Source organism: Scytonema sp. NUACC21 (assembly GCF_054684315.1).
This window is the reverse complement of sequence record NZ_BAAFZH010000062.1, coordinates 25,797-44,883: the sequence shown is the minus strand read 5'-3', so window position 1 is coordinate 44,883 and position 19,087 is coordinate 25,797. Positions and strand designations below refer to the sequence as shown.

The window sequence follows — 19,087 nt, the reverse complement described above, 5'->3', positions numbered from 1 at the left end:
GTATAACTGTAACCAAGTATTTACAGTTCAACTTACTCTTTAATTTTACCACAATTAAGCATAAATACTTAAATTTTGCCTGCGATTGGCGACTAGATAATTAATGATACTACTTTTAGCGATTATTTGTTAAATGCAATCTTAAAATTGAGGTCTTTGTTTTGTAAGAGATGTCCAAGAAATAAATTATCCTTTGAATGTGGGACGGGCGAGGACGCCCGTTGTGTATAAGTGGCGGGCGAGGACGCCCGTTGTGTATAAGTGGCGGGCGAGGACGCCCGTTGTATATAAGTGGCGGGCGAGGACGCCCGCACCACAAGAGAAGATACTTTTTTATTTGGAGGTCCCTAATTTAAGGATATTGCAAATGGATCGGAACTAACATACTAACTTTATGTTTTCAAACGGATGTATTTCAAGAGAGTGTGAAAATAGAGTGTAGCGAGTCTGTTAAAACTGATTTAGCGATTACTAGTAATGAAAGTTACTAGCAATGGTTTCTCAAGAAGAGTTTTAACTTAGTATTCTTGTGGAAACTCTTTCCAACTTGGTGAAGTTCTCCTCTGTTGCTATTACACAGAATGATACGATGCAACCACCGATTACATCTGGCACTGTTTTGCAAAATCGTTACCGGATAATGAAAACTCTGGGTCAGGGGGGATTCGGTAGAACCTATCTGGCAGAAGACCAAAGGCGTTTTAACGAACTTTGTGCAATTAAGGAATTGATTCCAATAGCAACGGGGGGCTATGCATGGGAGAAGGCAAAAGAACTGTTTCAGCGTGAAGCAGAAATCTTATACCAGATAAAGCATCCTCAAATTCCTCAGTTTCGCGAGAGATTTGAACAAGACCAGCGTTTGTTTCTGGTACAAGACTATGTTGCCGGAAAAACATATGGTACTTTACTCAATGAACGCAGACAAGCTAGCAGTATATTTACGGAAAAAGAAGTATTGCAATTGATACGCTCTTTGCTGCCAGTTTTAGAGCACATTCACAGTCGGGGCATCATTCACAGGGATATTGCTCCGGACAATATTATTTTAAGGGACAGCGATCGCTTACCGGTTTTGATTGATTTTGGCGTTGTCAAAGAACTGGCAACCCGATTAGTAACTCCAGACAGCACAAGGCAAGCAACAAGCGTCGGCAAATTTGGCTATGCCCCTAGCGAACAAATGCAAACCGGTAGGGCATACCGCAGCAGCGATTTATACGCACTCGCAGTCACTGCAATAGTTTTGCTGACAGGAAAAGAACCTCAAGAATTGTTTGACGACAACCAACTGACTTGGAATTGGCAACGGTGGGTAAAGGTGAATCCTCAGTTTGCCCAAGTGTTAAATCGGATGTTGAGTCAAAAACCGAGCGATCGCTACCAAAATACTACGGAAGTCATGCAAGCGCTACAACTTGTAGACCAACCAAGTGCCTCAACGCCCGATCTATCCAACATACAAACAGTAGCAGTTGTTCAACGTCCCGATTTAGTCTCACCACCTGAATCAAACAGACCCGAACCGGTGATTCCACCTCCCAGGAATTCAATCTTAGATAATCCTTGGGCAATTGGAGCAATTACTATTATCGTCATTTGTCTGGCAGGATTTGGTTCTTGGGTATTAGTCCGCTCTATCCGCAGTCAGTCTCAGCCATCACCGGAAACAACAACAGCACCGCAAACTTTCCCGTCACCCGTGATTCCCAATGAAACAGTAACGCCTTCACCAACACCAACACCAACACCGACACCAACACCGACACCAACACCAACACCGATCCAAACCGAATCACCTGGTGTTTACAGGAGACAGTTAACTTTTGATGCATCCAATACAGCAAACGTGGAGGCGATTCTTGCAGCCCAAGAAAATGCCTTTTACGCTTTTCGGGCTAAAGAAGGGCAACAGTTGACTGTAACGCTTGCTAAAGAAGGCGGCGTGTTACTGACGATTTTAGGTCCGAATCGAGAACCAATTGATAATTCTGCTAAGGAAGTCTCTTTTTATCAAGGAAAAGTACCTGTTACTGGTACGTATACCATACAAGTCTACCCTGTTCCAGGGCTCGAACAAAGTGATTACAATCTCAGTGTTAGGTTAGAAGACGCCATTCAGCCAACACCTACACAGTCGCCCATAGATCCATTGCCAACCCCAACACCTACAGAAAGTGTTGTACCTACACCAACACCTACAGACATTACACCCACCCCAACACCTACAGAAAATATACCCGTACCTAACCCGACACCTACAGAACAACCTTCTGTATCTCCTCCAACTGAGGAACAAAATAGCCCACCTGGTAATGAAACTTCTAACTCCACCCCAGTTCAACCAAGCCCCTAATACAAAAAGGCTGAATTATGAAGGCTAAAGGATAAAAAAGCTTATACTGCAAGCTTTACAACGAGCGTGCATTTGTGAGCCTTATTTGCATCGGCTTGTACTAATTAATACAAGTTATAAATCAATACGGCTCCATTTAGATTAAAGTATAAATTAATACTTATGTAGAGACGCGCCATGGCGCGTCTCTACGTTTTGTTGCCGATCTGCCGCTGTGCTGTAGCCAAGCTATCGGGGTTCTGGTCTTATCTAAACCATATTGATTTACAGCACATTTCAGGTAAATGAAGTACACCCGTAGGGGCGCAAGGCATTGCGCCCTTACAGCAATCTGCTGTATAAATCAATACGGTTACATTTGGATTAATATATAAAATATTACTTATATAAAGACGCGCCATGGCGCGTCTCTATAGGTATGATTTTTTACACATTAACCTTATCTAAACCATATTGAGTTATAAATCTTAATCTAAGGTTAGTATGAAAAGAAAATATAGATTTACATAAGTTATTGATGTAAGGGTTCTATGATAATTGTGAGAAATTAGTTACTATCGTCGAAAGTGCGGGCAAGTTGAAAAAAAGATTAAGCTTGCCTGTATATTCATGACTAGCGAAACCTGCCCCTACTAAATGACTAATCAGCCCTTAAACGCACTACTGATTGTAGGAACTGATACAAATGCTGGTAAAACGGTTTTGACAACAGCATTGGCAGCTTATTGGCAAAAATATTGCCCGAACCGTAGTTTGGGAATTATGAAACTCATGCAGTCGGGAGAGGGCGATCGCGAATGGTATCAAAAAGTATTTTCTTTAGAGCAATCCCCTGAAGAAATAACACCTTTGTACTTTAAAGCACCCCTAGCCCCTCCAATTGCTGCAACTAGGGAAAATCGAACTGTAGATTTAGGAACTGTATGGCAAGCTTTTACAGCTTTAAGTCAGCGTCGCGACTTTCTGTTGCTTGAAGCCCTGGGAGGGTTGGGTTCACCCGTAACTTACGAACTAACAGTAGCAAATTTAGCAAGGGACTGGCGCTTACCCTCAGTATTAGTAGTTCCAGTGAGATTGGGTGCCATTTCGCAAGCAGTCGCAAACGTGGCATTGGCAAACCTTTTACAGGTAAATCTCAAGGGGATTGTACTCAACTGCGTTCAACCCCAGACAGAAGAAGAAATTGCTGACTGGGCACCAGCAGACTTAATTCAATCCCTGACTAATACGCCTGTATTGGGCTGCTTACCTTATCTAGAGAACCTAACTGATTTGGATAGGATTGCACAAGTCGCATCAAATTTAGATTTAGAACGGTTGCTACCCTTTAAAAAAATTTAATCGGTAAAGATAGAAATACTCTCACTGCCACTTGAAGTTAAAAAATGTAAACTAATGATTTCTACACTCCCAAATCCCACGTCTGTTAATTTATCGCGCATCCGATTGCCCATACGCTCGCTGCAACCCCAACTTGTAGAGTGGCGGCGACAGTTACATCAAAAACCAGAACTGGGTTTTCAAGAAAAACTCACCTCTGAGTTCATTTCGCAAAAGTTGCAGCAATGGGGCATTGAACATCAAACAGGCATTGCCCAAACAGGGATTGTTGCTATCATTAAGGGGAACAAACTCAGCCCTGAAAAAGTGTTGGCGATTCGGGCGGATATGGATGCACTGCCCATTCAAGAACTCAATGAGGTGCCATACCGTTCCCAACATGATGGAGTCATGCATGCCTGCGGACATGACGGGCATACAGCAATTGCCTTGGGGACAGCGTATTATCTTCAACAAAATCGAGACTCTTTTGCTGGGACTGTGAAAATTATCTTCCAGCCAGCCGAAGAATCCCCCGGAGGAGCAAAGCCGATGATTGAAGCAGGGGTTCTGAAAAACCCTGATGTTGACGCAATTATCGGTTTACACCTGTGGAATAACTTGCCATTGGGAACTGTAGGTGTGCGGGCTGGTGCATTGATGGCAGCAACAGAGATTTTCAAATGTACAATTTTTGGTAAAGGCGGACATGGTGCGATGCCCCATCAAACTGTTGATTCAGTAGTGGTTGCTGCCCAAATTGTCAATGCCTTACAAACTATTGTTGCTCGCAACGTCAATCCGATTGATTCGGCAGTCGTGACAGTGGGTGAACTTCATGCAGGAACAAAGTGGAATGTGATTGCCGATAGTGCAAAAATGAGTGGCACTGTCAGGTATTTTAATCCAGAGTTTGAGGGCTTTTTTAAACAGCGGATCGAGCAGATTGTTGCAGGAATCTGCCAAAGTCATGGAGCAACTTATGACTTGGATTACTATCCACATTATCCACCAACAATCAATGATACGGGGATGGCAGAATTTGTGCGATCGGTTGCCGAGGAAGTGATAGAAACACCTGTAGGTATTGTTCCAGAATGCCAAACAATGGGCGGTGAGGATATGTCTTTCTTCTTACAGGAGGTTCCTGGCTGCTATTTCTTCCTGGGTTCTGCAAATTCTGAAAAAGGTTTGGCTTATCCCCATCACCATCCCCGTTTTGATTTTGATGAAACTGCATTGGCTATGGGAGTAGAGATGTTTGTCCGTTGTGTGGAAAAGTTCTTGAACTAATTCCGCAAAAATTTTCATTAGGTTTGGGTTTGTTTTACAAGTTTGAAATAGTTCACAGGCGCTGGTTTTAATTTACCCCTGCCTAGCCCAGACCTTATAAAGATACTGCTGGTCATTCAGGGGTGTGACCCCTCACCCCACGATTTTGTGTTACTTTAGGCGATGTAGAGACGCGCCATGGCTCGTCTCTACGTAAGGTTTGTAGTGCAATAATGGGGAGTGTAATCCCCTATTCACCAGCAATATCTTATAACCGATTGTTGGTAAAACGAGAAAAATCTGGCAGCCCTGGCGAGAACGCTACCCCTTGTTCCGTTAGGTTTCGCCGTATGTCTACTCTGGATACCTCACCCAATGCCCAATCACCGAAAGTTGGCAAAATGGAAAAAGGGGAGCCTGCTGTCTCCAGACACAAATCTCCGAATCAACGTAAATATGAGGAAGTGCGATTTATTTAAACGCTGTTTACCACTCTAACCCCAAAGGAGCGATAGTTTTGCTTGCGCCTTGAAGCGATCGCACCTGCGGAATGTGGATTTTAAAACTGTATACTTTATTTTCTCGAAGTCCCTTAGGTCGTATCATCCCTAATACAGATTATCAAGTTGTTATTAAGGCTGCCCCATTTTTTGTAGCTCGGTCTCCCGGCTACCACGCTCCCGTATTATTTAGGTGTGAAAGTTGACAAAAAGTGTTCGTATTGACATATTGAAACCAATACGTGTAATTATACGTATATCACCCACATTGGATTTTTGCGTTTTAGAACGCAATAGAGTTAACGTATGAGTCCTACTATTCTGAGTTGTATCTACTCAGATACACTTGTTACAGCTACCGAATTAAATCGTCAACCTGGAAAAGTACTAGACCGAGCTTTAGAGCATCCAGTCACCATTACTCGTAATGATGAGCATTTTGCACTGCTGCGTCGTGAAGAGGTGTCTTCTTTGACCAAAGCAGCTCAAAGCGGTAAAAACGTTATTGAGCTTTTAAGTGCTGCTTTTCGTTTACTCTTAGGAGAAAAGCTCAGCAGTGAACATCCACACGGTTGGCTGAGAGTATTTGACAAAGATGACCTTCAACTATTCATTGATGAAATAACAGAAGCTTATCGCTCAGCCATCCTTTGTGGACAAGCTTGGGAGGAACTAGAAGCAATAATTCATGAATGGCACGAAAGCGCATTAGCGATCGCTAACCCCGATATAGCCTACGCATTTAGTGATAAAGATGAGTATGATGAAGTACCATTACCTCAACCTATCACTGAGAAAGCATCCTGAATTCTACAATGAGTGAAATTTCATAACGCCTCACGGTTCGTGTGGAAACCCGTCGCCTTTAGGCACGGGAGGAAACACGACGCGAGTCCCTTTAGGGACAGTTGATTTTTCTTGGGAACTAGTTGCATAGACCTCTCGCCCATTACTATAATTGGATGAATTTTTGAGGTAATTAAGTGCAGACAATATCAGTAAAATGCAAGATTGAAGTCCCTGTGAAGTTGCGGCAAGAGATTGATGCAACTTTGCTCCGGTTTGCTGACGCTTGCAACCAGATATTGGAAGTGGCAAGCGGAGATAGAGTCTACTACAAACTTAATAAAGAAAAATTAAAAGTCATTGTTTATTATGCGGGAAAACATATAAGCCCTGCGCCTAAACCTTAAAATTTCACTACAGAAACCTGAGTTCGATGTAAGAAAAAGTCTGAAAACTAGACAGTGTAAACTTGAGCCAACAAAGATGAAATAACCACACAATAAATATTGAGCGGTTGTTAAGTAAAATGGAGTTTTGTAACCGCTAATTCGCTTAAAGAGCGGGAATGAGAATTCAATCCTGACCGTTGTTGGGTTGAGGACACCTAAATAACACGGGAGCGTGGTAGCCTTGTAAGGGACTTCCAGATAAAAAAATATCCAACTTTCTCTTGTGGTGCGGGCTTCCAGCCCGCCACTTGTACAGGACGGGCAGGGACGCCCGTCCCACAAGATGGATAATTTATTTCTTGGACATCCCTAACTAAAATTTTCTCCTCAGAGCAAACCAGAAATTCAGAAAAAAAGGAAGAAATGCACTCTGTTGCTAAGTCAGTCGGCGTAAATAAACACAAATATGTTACAAAATGTAAATGCATTGAAAACCCTTACTAATGACCAATGACAAATGCCCACAAATCAGGCCATTCAGCCAACACTAATGGTAGTTGATCGCTACCATAAGCCGGGTTGCGGTATTGAAAGTGGGTGATGTAATGAAAAATATCGGGGTTTGTCAGCAGAATAGGCTTTTGCTGAATTGCCAACAACAGTTCTTGAAACTTATCACTCTTATTTGCTTGCTTAACCCGTCTGTTTAATTCCGCACCAAATAAACGGTCAACCCGTTGGGAACCATCCAAACCAAATAGCCTGTTGTAGTTCTTTTGCTGTTCGGCTTGGTCTTCCACAAGTTCGATAGTGGGATACAAAGCCATGATGCGGAAATCAGGATTGATGAGTCCCGGTAAATTTGCAGCCAACGACTTACCATCTCCAGTAGCCGATTGATTGCAAATAATATCTGCATCTCCGTGTATAATTTCTTTATAGGTTTTCGCCTGGTGCGATGATAGGGGACAAGCACATCCCGGCGGTGGCTGGAGATTGGGAGCCTTCTGAGTGACAATGCATTCAGAGGTACATCCAACCGGGCAGTTCTCAACTCCTGGGTTAAGCTGAGAGTAGAGAGGTTGTAAAAAAAGCTTCATTTGCTACCCTGTATTTCCTTTGAACCCAGTCTAGTACTAGTTTTAAAAATGTTGTTATCACTTTTTGACTACAATCCTAAAATTCTGGGAATACTAAGAGAGTCAAATACGCAAAATGCTTTGAAACAATGCCGCCCAAAGTGGATGCAAGTTACAACCAGCTTGCCTTTGCCCTAGAAATCCTGAGACTTCTAGCCGAAAAACCACGACGACGCGACGAACTCACAGATTTACTATCAATCTTTCTCGAACAGCACGGTCAATCTACAGATGCTGATGTTAAGCAGAAACTCACCCGCACAATTCGCAAGCTGAGGGATTGCGGTATTGAAATTAGAAGCGGAACTCACAGCCCTTACGAACTCGTTGAGTCAAATTTTCCCCTACTCCTGTCTACCGAACAGCGAGAAGCCCTAGCAATAGCTGCTTATTTCCTTTCTGATATGGGCTTTTCGGCTCAAGCCAGCAAAATTCAACGCATTGGTAACCTTTCAGAATCAGACATTCCAGCGTTTCTTAAACTCGATTTTAGTCCACCCGTGGATTATAGCGATCGCAATTTAGATACCATTGTTCAACAGCTCCAAGAACGCTTTCAGCAACAACGTCGGTACACAATTCGCTATGAAAGCAAACCAGGAGAAGGGCGAATCTGGGATATCGACCGTTCGGAATTGCGATTGCACGACGGTGTTCTCTATCTATTTGCGTTTATCCCTGATTGGCGTTCTTGGCGATTTGACCATTGGCACAACATCGACCAGAATCATATCTTTCGCCTGGATAGAATCATCAGTGTTGGTGCTGCATCGGACACTCGATGGTCATCATGTGACTTTCCCACCTTGAAAGTACGTTATCGCACGAGTGGACAATTAGCCAGTTACAAACCTCGACGCAAGGACGAAGGCATTGTTTACAGCGACCCGGAAAGAAAATTTCGTGACATCGAAGCCACGATAGATTATTGGTTTTGGTTTCGTCAGCGTATTTTGAAATATGGGGGAAATGCTGAAATTATCAGCCCACAAAAGTTAGCTGATGAAATGAAAAAAGAGTATAAGAAGATATGGGAAAAATTATCAGCAGATGAAAACAATCAAAATCAAAGTTCAACTAACTCCCGAACAGATTCAAAAGTATAACCAGTTTTTAGAGGAATTAACCTGGCTCTGGAACAAACTGTTAGCAAATCAGTTATATAATCATTGCCTGACATGGTATGACTGGGCACAGAAAAAGAGCCAGCAAATATCAGAAGCATTCCAAAGTCGAGCAGAACATGAAAAAGAAAATTCAACTTCAACCAAATCAACGAAAAGTAAACGCAAAAAATCTAAGCTAGATACTAGCATTTTAGATGAATTTGCACCTTTTGATTTAAATGGCATTATTAAATGCCCCTTACAGTTTGGTAATTCTGCCTTTTTAGGTGCTGCTTGTAGAATTGCAGTAGGTGGTAACTACTGGCAAAAGGACGAATCTGTTAAGATTCCTTATAAAAATAATAAAAATGAAATCGCTTATAAATATGGTTATAAATTAGTTCAAGGTGATAAACCTTATACTCCTATCAAACCAGAAGCACACACCTATCGTGTAATAATTAGTAAAGAGAATGAGCAACGACAGTTAAGACAGTCATCAGATTTTGATAGACTCACAATCTTAAATAGTATGAGAGCATCTGAAGGATTACCAGAAATAACTATAAAAACTGATTTCATTAGTGGAATAATTCAAAAAGATTTTGACGTTGCTTGGAAGGCATTTTTAGATCCCAATTTAATTCATCGTAAGAAACCTAAATTTAAACGAGATAAAGATTTAGTAAAAACTCTTATCAATAATCAAAAACCACCTAAAGTTGATTTTAACAAAGATATAATTAATATTCATGGATTAGGTCAGGTTCAAATAATTGATAAGCACTATCAGCAAAGACTAAAAATAGATGGTTTTATTCCTCGCACCTATGCATTAACTAAAAAACCTTCGGGTTATTATGTCTGTATTACTATTGCTCACCAGCTAGTTGAAGAGAAAAAATCATTGGAGCATAAGTTACCTAAAGTTGCTAAGAGTCAAGGTAAAGACTCACCAGAATATATAGATACACAATCTAGAATTAAGGAAATAGATAAAATCATAGCAAAATACGAGCGCAAGCCAAAGCATAAATTAGAACGCGCAATCTCTACAGGAATTGACCCTGGTGTAAAAGCTGTTATTGCTTCCGATAATGGAGCTTTGTTTAAACCTAATATTAAACGCGAACGTATAGAATGTCGTATTGAAAAGCTACAAAATCAGCTTTCTCAGCTTCGACTCATAAATGATGCTAAATGGAAAGAAACTGGTAATGCAGGAAAACGCCCACAAACTAAAAATGAAGCAAAATTACAAACTAAAATTAGCAGACTTCATGAAAAAGCAGCTAATTCTACAAATGCCTTTAATCATAAGCTTTCTACGCGATTGTCACTCACCTATAATTCTATAGCTTGGGAAGATACTCAGATACAAAACTTAATCAAACAATGCGAGCCTAAATTATCTGGCGAGTATCAAGGTTATGAACAAAACGGTGCAACAGCAAAAGCTGGATTGAATCGTAGCCTAAGAATGCGCTCTTTGGGAGATTTAAAAGCTAAAACTAAATATAAATTAGAAAAATTAGGTGGGAATTTTAAAGAACCACCAGCCCAGAATTCATCGAAAACGTGCTCTTTATGCGGATGTGAAGGAGAAAGAACAGAACAACATATTTTTATTTGTAAAAATTCGCTGTGTAGTTATTTTGATATTAGCGTACAAGCTGATGTCAATGCCGCTCGGAATCACAGAAAGAATGCTGGCTTAGGAGAAGCGCCTGCATTGAAATATCAAACAGAAAAGCTGAAATATAGCCGTCCCAAAAGGTTTAAAAAACAGAAAAAGAAACAAAAAAATTAGGTTGACAATTTGAATGAAAACATTTATCTTGAATATATACAGTACCGCAGTTTGGACGGGAAAATTTCAGGATTCCTGATAGAAATGACTCAAAGGGCAACCAAAGAGTAAGGTAAAGAGGTGACTCTTACCACAGACAAGCCGGAACTATGGCTTGCAATTCTTCAATTTAGAAATCATTAATTCTGTTTTCTGAGCAAGCTCTTAACTCCTTTCCCAGAAGATTACTTATACGCGTAGGTGAAGTTGTCCTTGTTTCACATTCATGATTTCTGCTTGCGGATTTGAACGTTTTGGGGCTTGAAGGAAGTAGTGACTCTGTACCTTGAAATTGGAAATATTTTCAGAATTTGGCGGGGCAAAGCACGGGCGAAAACCCCCCACCTCCCGCCAAAAGTCTGTAAACCTTACCATTAAAGGCATTTAACTTGTGACTGTAAATCAAGTGACAGTTTCATCAGTGGCTGAAACGAGGTTTTCTACCTCCCCCGCCAAAAATGGTTGTAGAAACCAGGATTGTGAAGGGTCTCAAACTTCGGGGTTTCACATTAATGATTTCTGCTTGCGGAATTGAAACTTTAATGGAGAAGTTATTTATAGATAATATTGAATGTTTCACATTAATGATTTCTGCTTGCGGAATTGAAACTAACTGTGGGTTCGTCGGGTTGCCATTATAAAGTTTGGGTTTCACATTAATGATTTCTGCTTGCGGAATTGAAACAGAGTTCTTCTAACTCCGTCTTTGTACGTACTCCTTGTTTCACATTAATGATTTCTGCTTGCGGAATTGAAACCATACGTTTTAGAATTTCAAGGTTTGAATCGTTCAAGTTTCACATTAATGATTTCTGCTTGCGGAATTGAAACATGTACAGTGAGTACTAATAATGAGAATACTTCTGAAGTTTCACATTAATGATTTCTGCTTGCGGAATTGAAACAATCCACAGTAAGGAATTGGGAAAAAGGGCGCACCATTCCGTTTCACATTAATGATTTCTGCTTGCGGAATTGAAACCGTTCTCCTCAGTTGCGTCAGGCAGCGAGATAAAGGTTTCACATTAATGATTTCTGCTTGCGGAATTGAAACAAACAAGGTTTTATAAAGTAGCAGATATCATGTCAGTTTCACATTAATGATTTCTGCTTGCGGAATTGAAACAATATAATTCCTATCTTTAAGGGTTTCTGCTTTTAGCGTTTCACATTAATGATTTCTGCTTGCGGAATTGAAACACTTCAACCTTACCAATTTTGTTTTTGTCAAAAGTCGTTTCACATTAATGATTTCTGCTTGCGGAATTGAAACGATGCAATGGATGACGCCGCAGCACGAGCAAGAAGTTTCACATTAATGATTTCTGCTTGCGGAATTGAAACATGGCTCGCTCAACCCAGTCGTTTCAATTATAGGTTTCACATTAATGATTTCTGCTTGCGGAATTGAAACTATTTCATTAAAACTCCTTGGATCTAAAACTCCGTTGTTTCACATTAATGATTTCTGCTTGCGGAATTGAAACATATGTCAAACAAACAAGAGTTAAAATCTTTAGCCGTTTCACATTAATGATTTCTGCTTGCGGAATTGAAACGGGTCGAAAAATCCGTCCATCCCAGGAATACTGGGCTGGTTTCACATTAATGATTTCTGCTTGCGGAATTGAAACCAAGCCCTGAAAGTAATGCTGGGTCTTGGGGTTCCATCGTTTCACATTAATGATTTCTGCTTGCGGAATTGAAACAGGGTAAAGACCTGCCCAAATATCTTGCCGCTTGCGGTTATGTTTCACATTAATGATTTCTGCTTGCGGAATTGAAACTTCAGACTGGTCGGCATGGACACTACCGTTTCGCTGGTTTCACATTAATGATTTCTGCTTGCGGAATTGAAACAGGTTGCGACGCACCGCTTTGCCGCGCATACGAAGTTTCACATTAATGATTTCTGCTTGCGGAATTGAAACATAGCCACACCTTGGAGCGCTTTGGATGCCGCTAGTTTCACATTAATGATTTCTGCTTGCGGAATTGAAACAAGATCCTGAAACAGCCAAAACTAATTTAGAGGACGTGCGTTTCACATTAATGATTTCTGCTTGCGGAATTGAAACGATGAACGCGATGAAAATACCTTACCCAGTATTGTGTTTCACATTAATGATTTCTGCTTGCGGAATTGAAACGCCTGGGAGGAGCCCTCAAGTACCGCAATTATTGGTTTCACATTAATGATTTCTGCTTGCGGAATTGAAACATGTCATCACCGAATCACCTCAATCATCGATAAGCTTGTTTCACATTAATGATTTCTGCTTGCGGAATTGAAACTTGATGATATTGATATCAGTCGGTTTTCGGCACTCGCTCAGTTTCACATTAATGATTTCTGCTTGCGGAATTGAAACAGGTTATCAAAGTATCAACCGAAGAATTCTTGCCAGGTTTCACATTAATGATTTCTGCTTGCGGAATTGAAACTTTTAGGAGAGGTTCAATACAAAGCTTCTTTAGAGAGGTTTCACATTAATGATTTCTGCTTGCGGAATTGAAACAAAAATAAAAAATAATCCAAAGCAGACTCAACTATGTTTCACATTAATGATTTCTGCTTGCGGAATTGAAAATTGAAACGGCAAAGAAGCAGAAGAAAATTAAAGTAATCAAAGTTTCACATTAATGATTTCTGCTTGCGGAATTGAAACAAATTCATAATGCTATCCTACCAAATATAAATACTTGTTTCACATTAATGATTTCTGCTTGCGGAATTGAAACAGCGCAGCGGGAAACTGAAGTAGCTCCTCAAAGCTGGAGTTTCACATTAATGATTTCTGCTTGCGGAATTGAAACGAACAAATATTACTGGCACGCCAGCTATATTCGCGTTTCACATTAATGATTTCTGCTTGCGGAATTGAAACTTGAGCACCGTTGCAGTTTGAAGGAGAAGCCAAGACGGTTTCACATTAATGATTTCTGCTTGCGGATTTGAAACGGGTCTGGGTCTGCCCGATTCGATTCAATCAGAAGAGGTTTCACATTAATGATTTCTGCTTGCGGATTTGAAACGCAACAACTCAAGCCATGCTGCGATCGCCGTTACAATTAAGCCAAGCCCAAATTGGTTAACTCTATGACTCGCCAGGAACTTGAAAACCAATTGCTCACCCTAACACCCTCTGAAAAAGCAGAGATTATCCAAAACCTAATTAAATCTGTCAGCAGTGATGCCAAAGGTATCACTAAAACACCTGGTGTCTGTGGTGGGGAAGCCTGTATTGAGGGAACCCGTATTGCTGTTTGGTTACTAGTCGAAGCGCGTCAGCTTGGCATCAGCGAAGCCCAGCTTTTGCAAGACTATCCTCACATCACTGCTGCCGATATAGTAAATGCTTGGATATACGCAGATGCTCATCCAGAAGAAATTGAAGCGGCTATCCGTGCTAATGAGGTTGCTTGATTAATGGCGCGTTTGTATGCGGATGAGCAATTTCCACGAGAAGTGAGTGAACTGCTTCGGACAATGGGACACGATGTGTTAACAGTACAGGAAGCTGGCAATGCAAATCAGGGTATTCCAGATGAACAGGTGCTAAGATTTGCAGTTAATGATAATCGGGTTGTTATAACCCTCAATCGCCAAGATTTTATCCGACTACATAGAAGCTCACCTGAGCATCTAGGTATTATTGTTTGTACTAACGATACTAATAGGTCTCGAATGGCAACTCGGATTAATAAAGCGATAATTACTGAGGAACAATTAACAGGTAAATTAATTCGTGTGATACGTCCTAGTTAAAGATAGTTTTGATACTCTTTTTCCTGAAGTAAATCCCAGAACTTACATCGAAGTGCTTAAAGAATCACGGTTGGTCGAGAAAGACTAGGGAATGTAGACGATTTAAAATGCAGACAATGTAAAAATGTTACAAAATTTACCTGAAATGTGCTGTAAGGTATTGGTGGGCAGTGCCCACCCTACGGGGAACTTCGCCGTTTCAAACCCAAAATTCAAAGTCTCTCTCCTTGTAGTTTGTTGAAGATACGCAGTCTCATATAGAGGCTGCCAAAGTAGCGATCGCAACCAGTGACTTTCAGCTATTTGCTAAAGAAGCACACCATCTTAAAGGTAGTAGTGCTAATGTTGGAGCTAAAGCTATTCACCAAATAGCAGAACAGTTAGAACAACTAGCTCGTTTCCAAGACTTTAGGGGCACTAGTCAATTAATTTCGCAGTTAGAAGAGTCTATTTTCCGTCTTCAAGCTTTTTTAAAAAATCTGGAATAAACTACTCCCTTCCCGCTAGAAGATTACTCATAATGTATTATATAATAATACGATTATACAACAAAAAAACTCTCGTTTCTAGGATTAATTAAAACGAGATAAATATGTAGTAGTTGATAAAGTTCTTTAACTTTCTATTGAAAAGGTGTGTACTTACCCCCCAAGCCCTCAACTATCGTCTTCGTATTGGCAACGAGCATTTTTTGGTAAGTATCAGCTTCAGTTCCCTGTTCTCCCAAGCCATCAGCAAACAGTTCTCTGTCTGAAACCTTGACCTTTGCATTCCTAGCCACTGCTTCAATCAGCTTGGGATTAACTGATGTTTCCGCAAAGATTGTGGGAACATTCGTTTTTTTGATATCTTTTACCAGTTCGCTAACGCGTGTTGCTGTCGGTGCTTCTTCCGTACTCAAACCACTCAAAGCGCCTTCATAGGAAAGATTGTAGGCTTTGACATAGTAGTTGAGCGCATCGTGGGTTGTCACCAACTTACGTCCAGATGTTGGAATCGTACTGACCTGAGATTTAATCCAAGCATCCACTTGTGTCAGTTCATCCGTCAGTTTTTTGGCATTGCTGCTGTAGATTGATGCGTTGCTTGGTACTATTTTTTCCAAGTTGCGGCGCACTACCTCTACCATGCGAATACCATTTTGAGCATCGTGCCATACATGGGGATCGGGAACGTTTTCACTATGAGCGTGTTTTTCTCCTTCTTCATGACCGTGCTCGTGTGCTTCTCCTACAATTGGCTGAGGTACTGCTTGCTCGTGTACCGCTACTTTAGGTGAACTGTTGTTAGTTGCTTTGACTAACTGGATGATGCTGGGCTCAAAATCATAACCTGCGTATAAAATAAGTTTTGCTTTCTCAATCGCTTTGCGGTCTTCCGATGTTGGCTGATAAACGTGGGGGTCTTTACCTGCGTCAACCAAACAATTAAGGTCTATTGTTTCGTTAGCAATTTGTTTTGTTATGTCACATATGACACTTGTTGTAGCCACTACTAAGGGACGAGCGCTACTAGCTGTTTGATTGCTGGCTGGTGTTGCAGATGGGGAAGTATTATCTGTGACTGATTGTTCGCTGGTTTGCTGTATAGCGTTACATCCAAGTAAGCTTAGAGCCAGGAAGAATGCTGTGGTTATTTTTGCGTGTGTTGTGTGTAACATTTTTCTTACTAATGCTCCAGTTTTTAGCTATGATAATCGTTGTAAAAAAGGATAAATATTGATGTTAGAAGTTCGCGATCTGGCTGTCAACTATAGAGGTATTGCTGCGGTTGCTGATGTGAGTTTCCGGTTGGAACCGGGGCAAATCGTCGGCGTGATTGGTCCGAATGGTGCGGGAAAAAGCACGATGGTTAAGGCAATTCTGGGTTTGATTCCTCGCAAAAGTGGGGTAATTAAGTTTCGTAATGGTTCTCTTAAAAAATATCTGTCACAAATCGCCTATGTCCCTCAAAGGAGCCAAATTGATTGGGATTATCCTATTACTGTTTGGAATGTAGTGATGATGGCCCGTACTCGTCATACGGGCTGGTTTCGCGCACACTCCCGACAATCGGAAGAAATAGTCAAATCTGCTCTAGAGCGAGTTGGAATGTGGGAATTGCGAAAGCGTCAGATTGGAGAGTTATCGGGAGGACAGCAACAACGGGTATTTTTAGCGCGTTCTTTAGCGCAGCAAGCTGAGTTATTCTTTTTTGATGAGCCATTTGTTGGAGTAGACCAGAAGACGGAAGCAATCATTTTTGAAATTTTTAACGAACTGAAGTATGAGGGAAAAACCTTGTTGGTTATCGGTCACGATTTGGGAGAAGCTTCCCGAAAGTATGACAGATTTTTATTAATTAATAAAACAATTATTGCTGAAGGTTCTAGGTCAGAAGTCATTAATGTCACCAATATTCAAAAAGCCTATGGAGATAACATCTTTTTACTGCAACGTGATGGCAGTGGAGAATAATGAGTAAAGGTAAGTGATGGAGGATTGTATTTATGTTGCATTTTCTTTTGGAACCGCTTGAGTTTGAGTTTATGCGGAATGCGATCTTCACTGCCTTTTTACTGGGTATTTTGTGTGCGGTAATGGGCAGTTATTTGATTGTACAACGAATGGGTTTGCTAGGAGATGTTATTGCTCATGCAGTTCTACCAGGATTGGCTATCGCTTTCTTTTTTAGTGTCGATATTTTTCTGGGTGCCTTTATTTCGGGAACCCTCAGTACCTGGGTCATTGCTTGGATTCAATCCCAGTCGCGGGTGAAAGTAGATGTAGCAATGGCGCTGGTTTTTTCGGGATTTTTAGCATTAGGAATTATGCTAATTACCCTGTTAAAAAGCAAACTTGATTTACATCATTTTCTATTTGGCGATATTTTAGGAGTTACCATCTCTGATGTCTGGCGCACTTTAGTCATCACTGTGGTTATTTTGTTGTGTGTCAAGCTCTTCTATAAAGAGTTATTGTTTTACACCTTCGACCCTTTAGCCGCTCAAGCTATAGGATTACCCGTCAATCTCATTTATTTTGGCTTGATTTCTGCCATCACCCTCACCATCATAGCTAGTATGCACGCTGTAGGGGTAGTGTTGGTTGTTTCATTGTTAATTGGTCCTGCCATTACAGCTTATTTATTAGTGAAAGAATTACACCAAATGATGATATGGGGGGCAGTCATCGGTGTAATTGGCAGTGTCAATGGAATGTATATTAGCTACTATCTAAATGTGCCATCAGGAGCAGCAATTGTATTAGTTATATCTGGCTTGTTTATCTTAGCCCTGCTGTTAAGCCCTTCCGAAGGGATTTTAACTCGAATACTATCAAATAAGCTCAAGCACTTATAGGATTTGAAAGGGCAATACTCGACTTGATAATAGCCGGAACAATTTTTTCGCTTGCCATTCTTGCACCAGATAAATTTCGAGCTGTTGGCCCTACTTGTAAAGCTGCTAAACCACCCATCAAGAATAATTCACAACCCCACCAGCGCAAATATTCATCTAGAACTGGCAAGCCATTCACGATATTGATTGGATAAGCTTCTAAAACCTCTTGTAGTAGCGCCTCAGATGTAACATCAAATTGAGTGCCAGTGGAAAGCCAAATTCTACTGTACTCATGCTGACTCCCATCACTGCATTGGACACGCCAATTCTCACCCAACCACTCAGCTAGAACTACTTGGCAGTTTTCATCAATCCTGAGACGACCTTTGCGTACTTCTCTTCGCAGTTGCATTCCCATTGCTGGGGTCATGGAACCACCGTTACGTGCTTGCTTAATCATGCCAAAGCGCTGTTCATAATCTTGTTGGGCAAAAAATCCCTTCAAATACTTTGGTTCCAACCAACCGGGTTCGGCATCAAACAATTTTTCTTGTAACTGTCGTTTGATTGCCAAGTGAACTTTTGCACCACGAGAAATAGCACCTATTGCTAAATGCCCACTTGTTAACCCGCTACCCACAATTAATACTCTTTCACCCATTAAGTTCAACTTCCGCAAATCCACAGATTGTGAGTGGCAAAGCCTATCTTGGGGATATGTTGACCCAATCTGGTTTACCCAGTCAGGCTTTTGCACTTTGCTGCTTCCCGTTGCCAGTACTACCCGCCGCGCAATAATTGATTGTCCGTCCTGCAACCACAGGCACAGGCGAGGACGCATCGGATGAGGTAACGGTTGAATACGTGTTACATCAAGGGGAATCAATTCTTGCTGTAAGGAAAAACGGCGAATAACATCCTGACAAAAATCCTCAAATAACCGTGTTCCAGGTAAGTCATAAGGGGGGAACAGTTCATTCGGACGAGATTCAGCAAATTTTCTTAATGCAAAAGGATTGGGGTCGGGATGATGAACAGCAGGCGATCGTAGGTGGGGAATTTCTAAAGCAGCAAATTGGTGTTGCCAGTGGTTCATCCACTTGCCACTTTTGTCAAAGACCAAAAATCTACCTCGCATAGTTTGCCGTTTTTGTAGCAAGTGAGTAACTAATGTCAAGGCGTGAGGACCAGCACCGATAATTGCTAAGTCAATTTTTTTAGGTAAAGATGGTGGTGTATCTTCCATCAGAGTCGGATAATAATCATGACAGGTGTGTAT

General features: G+C 41.1%; 16 protein-coding genes and 1 CRISPR repeat array. Of the genes, 13 read left to right on the top strand and 3 right to left on the bottom strand.

Features of this window, described 5'->3' with window-relative positions; all coding sequences use genetic code 11:
• Positions 1-589 precede the first annotated feature (589 nt).
• From ACYRY3_RS10135 to ACYRY3_RS10110, 6 genes are all read left to right on the top strand, one after another.
• Positions 590-2,356 (top strand): protein kinase domain-containing protein, encoded by a 1,767-nt coding sequence (locus ACYRY3_RS10135; RefSeq protein ID WP_460201586.1) that lies wholly within the window; start codon positions 590-592, stop codon positions 2,354-2,356.
• A 636-nt stretch (positions 2,357-2,992) separates the two neighbouring features.
• Positions 2,993-3,697: a dethiobiotin synthase gene (gene bioD / locus ACYRY3_RS10130; protein WP_460201551.1), complete on the top strand. Its 705-nt coding sequence runs from the start codon at positions 2,993-2,995 to the stop codon at positions 3,695-3,697.
• Positions 3,698-3,751: 54 nt separating this feature from the next.
• Positions 3,752-4,969 (top strand): M20 family metallopeptidase, encoded by a 1,218-nt coding sequence (locus ACYRY3_RS10125; protein ID WP_460201550.1) that lies wholly within the window; start codon positions 3,752-3,754, stop codon positions 4,967-4,969.
• Positions 4,970-5,181: 212 nt separating this feature from the next.
• Positions 5,182-5,427, top strand: coding sequence for a hypothetical protein (locus tag ACYRY3_RS10120; protein WP_460201549.1), 246 nt, complete (start codon positions 5,182-5,184; stop codon positions 5,425-5,427).
• A 327-nt stretch (positions 5,428-5,754) separates the two neighbouring features.
• The gene (locus tag ACYRY3_RS10115) at positions 5,755-6,255 is read left to right on the top strand and encodes a hypothetical protein (RefSeq protein ID WP_460201548.1); all 501 of its coding nucleotides are present in this window, start codon (positions 5,755-5,757) and stop codon (positions 6,253-6,255) included.
• Between the two features lie 176 nt (positions 6,256-6,431).
• Positions 6,432-6,641, top strand: coding sequence for a hypothetical protein (locus ACYRY3_RS10110; RefSeq protein ID WP_460201547.1), 210 nt, complete (start codon positions 6,432-6,434; stop codon positions 6,639-6,641).
• 482 nt (positions 6,642-7,123) lie between these two features.
• Here ACYRY3_RS10110 and cas3 read toward each other — a convergent pair whose 3' ends face one another.
• Positions 7,124-7,723, bottom strand: coding sequence for a type I-D CRISPR-associated helicase Cas3' (gene cas3, locus ACYRY3_RS10105; protein WP_460201546.1), 600 nt, complete (start codon positions 7,721-7,723; stop codon positions 7,124-7,126).
• A 128-nt stretch (positions 7,724-7,851) separates the two neighbouring features.
• Between cas3 and ACYRY3_RS10100 the strand changes: the two genes are divergently transcribed.
• From ACYRY3_RS10100 to ACYRY3_RS10080, 5 genes are all read left to right on the top strand, one after another.
• Complete coding sequence (locus ACYRY3_RS10100) at positions 7,852-8,868, top strand: helix-turn-helix transcriptional regulator (protein WP_460201545.1); 1,017 nt, start codon at positions 7,852-7,854, stop codon at positions 8,866-8,868.
• Positions 8,813-10,678, top strand: a complete 1,866-nt coding sequence (locus ACYRY3_RS10095) for an RNA-guided endonuclease TnpB family protein (protein ID WP_460201544.1) — start codon at positions 8,813-8,815, stop codon at positions 10,676-10,678. The genes ACYRY3_RS10100 and ACYRY3_RS10095 overlap by 56 nt, the downstream gene beginning before the upstream one ends.
• Before the next feature lie 540 nt (positions 10,679-11,218).
• A CRISPR array of direct repeats spans positions 11,219-13,753; the repeat unit is 37 nt; unit sequence GTTTCACATTAATGATTTCTGCTTGCGGAATTGAAAC.
• 64 nt (positions 13,754-13,817) lie between these two features.
• Positions 13,818-14,144 (top strand): DUF433 domain-containing protein, encoded by a 327-nt coding sequence (locus tag ACYRY3_RS10090; RefSeq protein ID WP_460201542.1) that lies wholly within the window; start codon positions 13,818-13,820, stop codon positions 14,142-14,144.
• A gap of 3 nt (positions 14,145-14,147) precedes the next feature.
• A complete protein-coding gene (locus ACYRY3_RS10085; RefSeq protein ID WP_460201541.1) occupies positions 14,148-14,486 on the top strand; it encodes a DUF5615 family PIN-like protein in 339 nt (112 codons plus the stop codon).
• Positions 14,487-14,743: 257 nt separating this feature from the next.
• Positions 14,744-14,974, top strand: coding sequence for an Hpt domain-containing protein (locus ACYRY3_RS10080; protein ID WP_460201585.1), 231 nt, complete (start codon positions 14,744-14,746; stop codon positions 14,972-14,974).
• A 134-nt stretch (positions 14,975-15,108) separates the two neighbouring features.
• Here the strand turns inward: ACYRY3_RS10080 and ACYRY3_RS10075 are convergent, their stop codons facing one another.
• Positions 15,109-16,146 carry a metal ABC transporter solute-binding protein, Zn/Mn family gene (locus tag ACYRY3_RS10075; protein ID WP_460201540.1) on the bottom strand — a complete coding sequence of 346 codons (1,038 nt, stop codon included), beginning with the start codon at positions 16,144-16,146 and terminating at the stop codon, positions 15,109-15,111.
• Between the two features lie 61 nt (positions 16,147-16,207).
• Here ACYRY3_RS10075 and ACYRY3_RS10070 point away from each other — a divergent pair, with 61 nt between their 5' ends.
• Together ACYRY3_RS10070 and ACYRY3_RS10065 are read left to right on the top strand one after the other, a co-directional pair.
• Complete coding sequence (locus tag ACYRY3_RS10070; RefSeq protein ID WP_460201539.1) at positions 16,208-16,942, top strand: metal ABC transporter ATP-binding protein; 735 nt, start codon at positions 16,208-16,210, stop codon at positions 16,940-16,942.
• Positions 16,943-16,974: 32 nt separating this feature from the next.
• Positions 16,975-17,826 carry a metal ABC transporter permease gene (locus ACYRY3_RS10065; RefSeq protein ID WP_460201538.1) on the top strand — a complete coding sequence of 284 codons (852 nt, stop codon included), beginning with the start codon at positions 16,975-16,977 and terminating at the stop codon, positions 17,824-17,826.
• Here the strand turns inward: ACYRY3_RS10065 and ACYRY3_RS10060 are convergent.
• Positions 17,813-19,054, bottom strand: coding sequence for an FAD/NAD(P)-binding protein (locus tag ACYRY3_RS10060; RefSeq protein ID WP_460201537.1), 1,242 nt, complete (start codon positions 19,052-19,054; stop codon positions 17,813-17,815). The genes ACYRY3_RS10065 and ACYRY3_RS10060 overlap by 14 nt on opposite strands.
• Positions 19,055-19,087 lie beyond the last annotated feature (33 nt).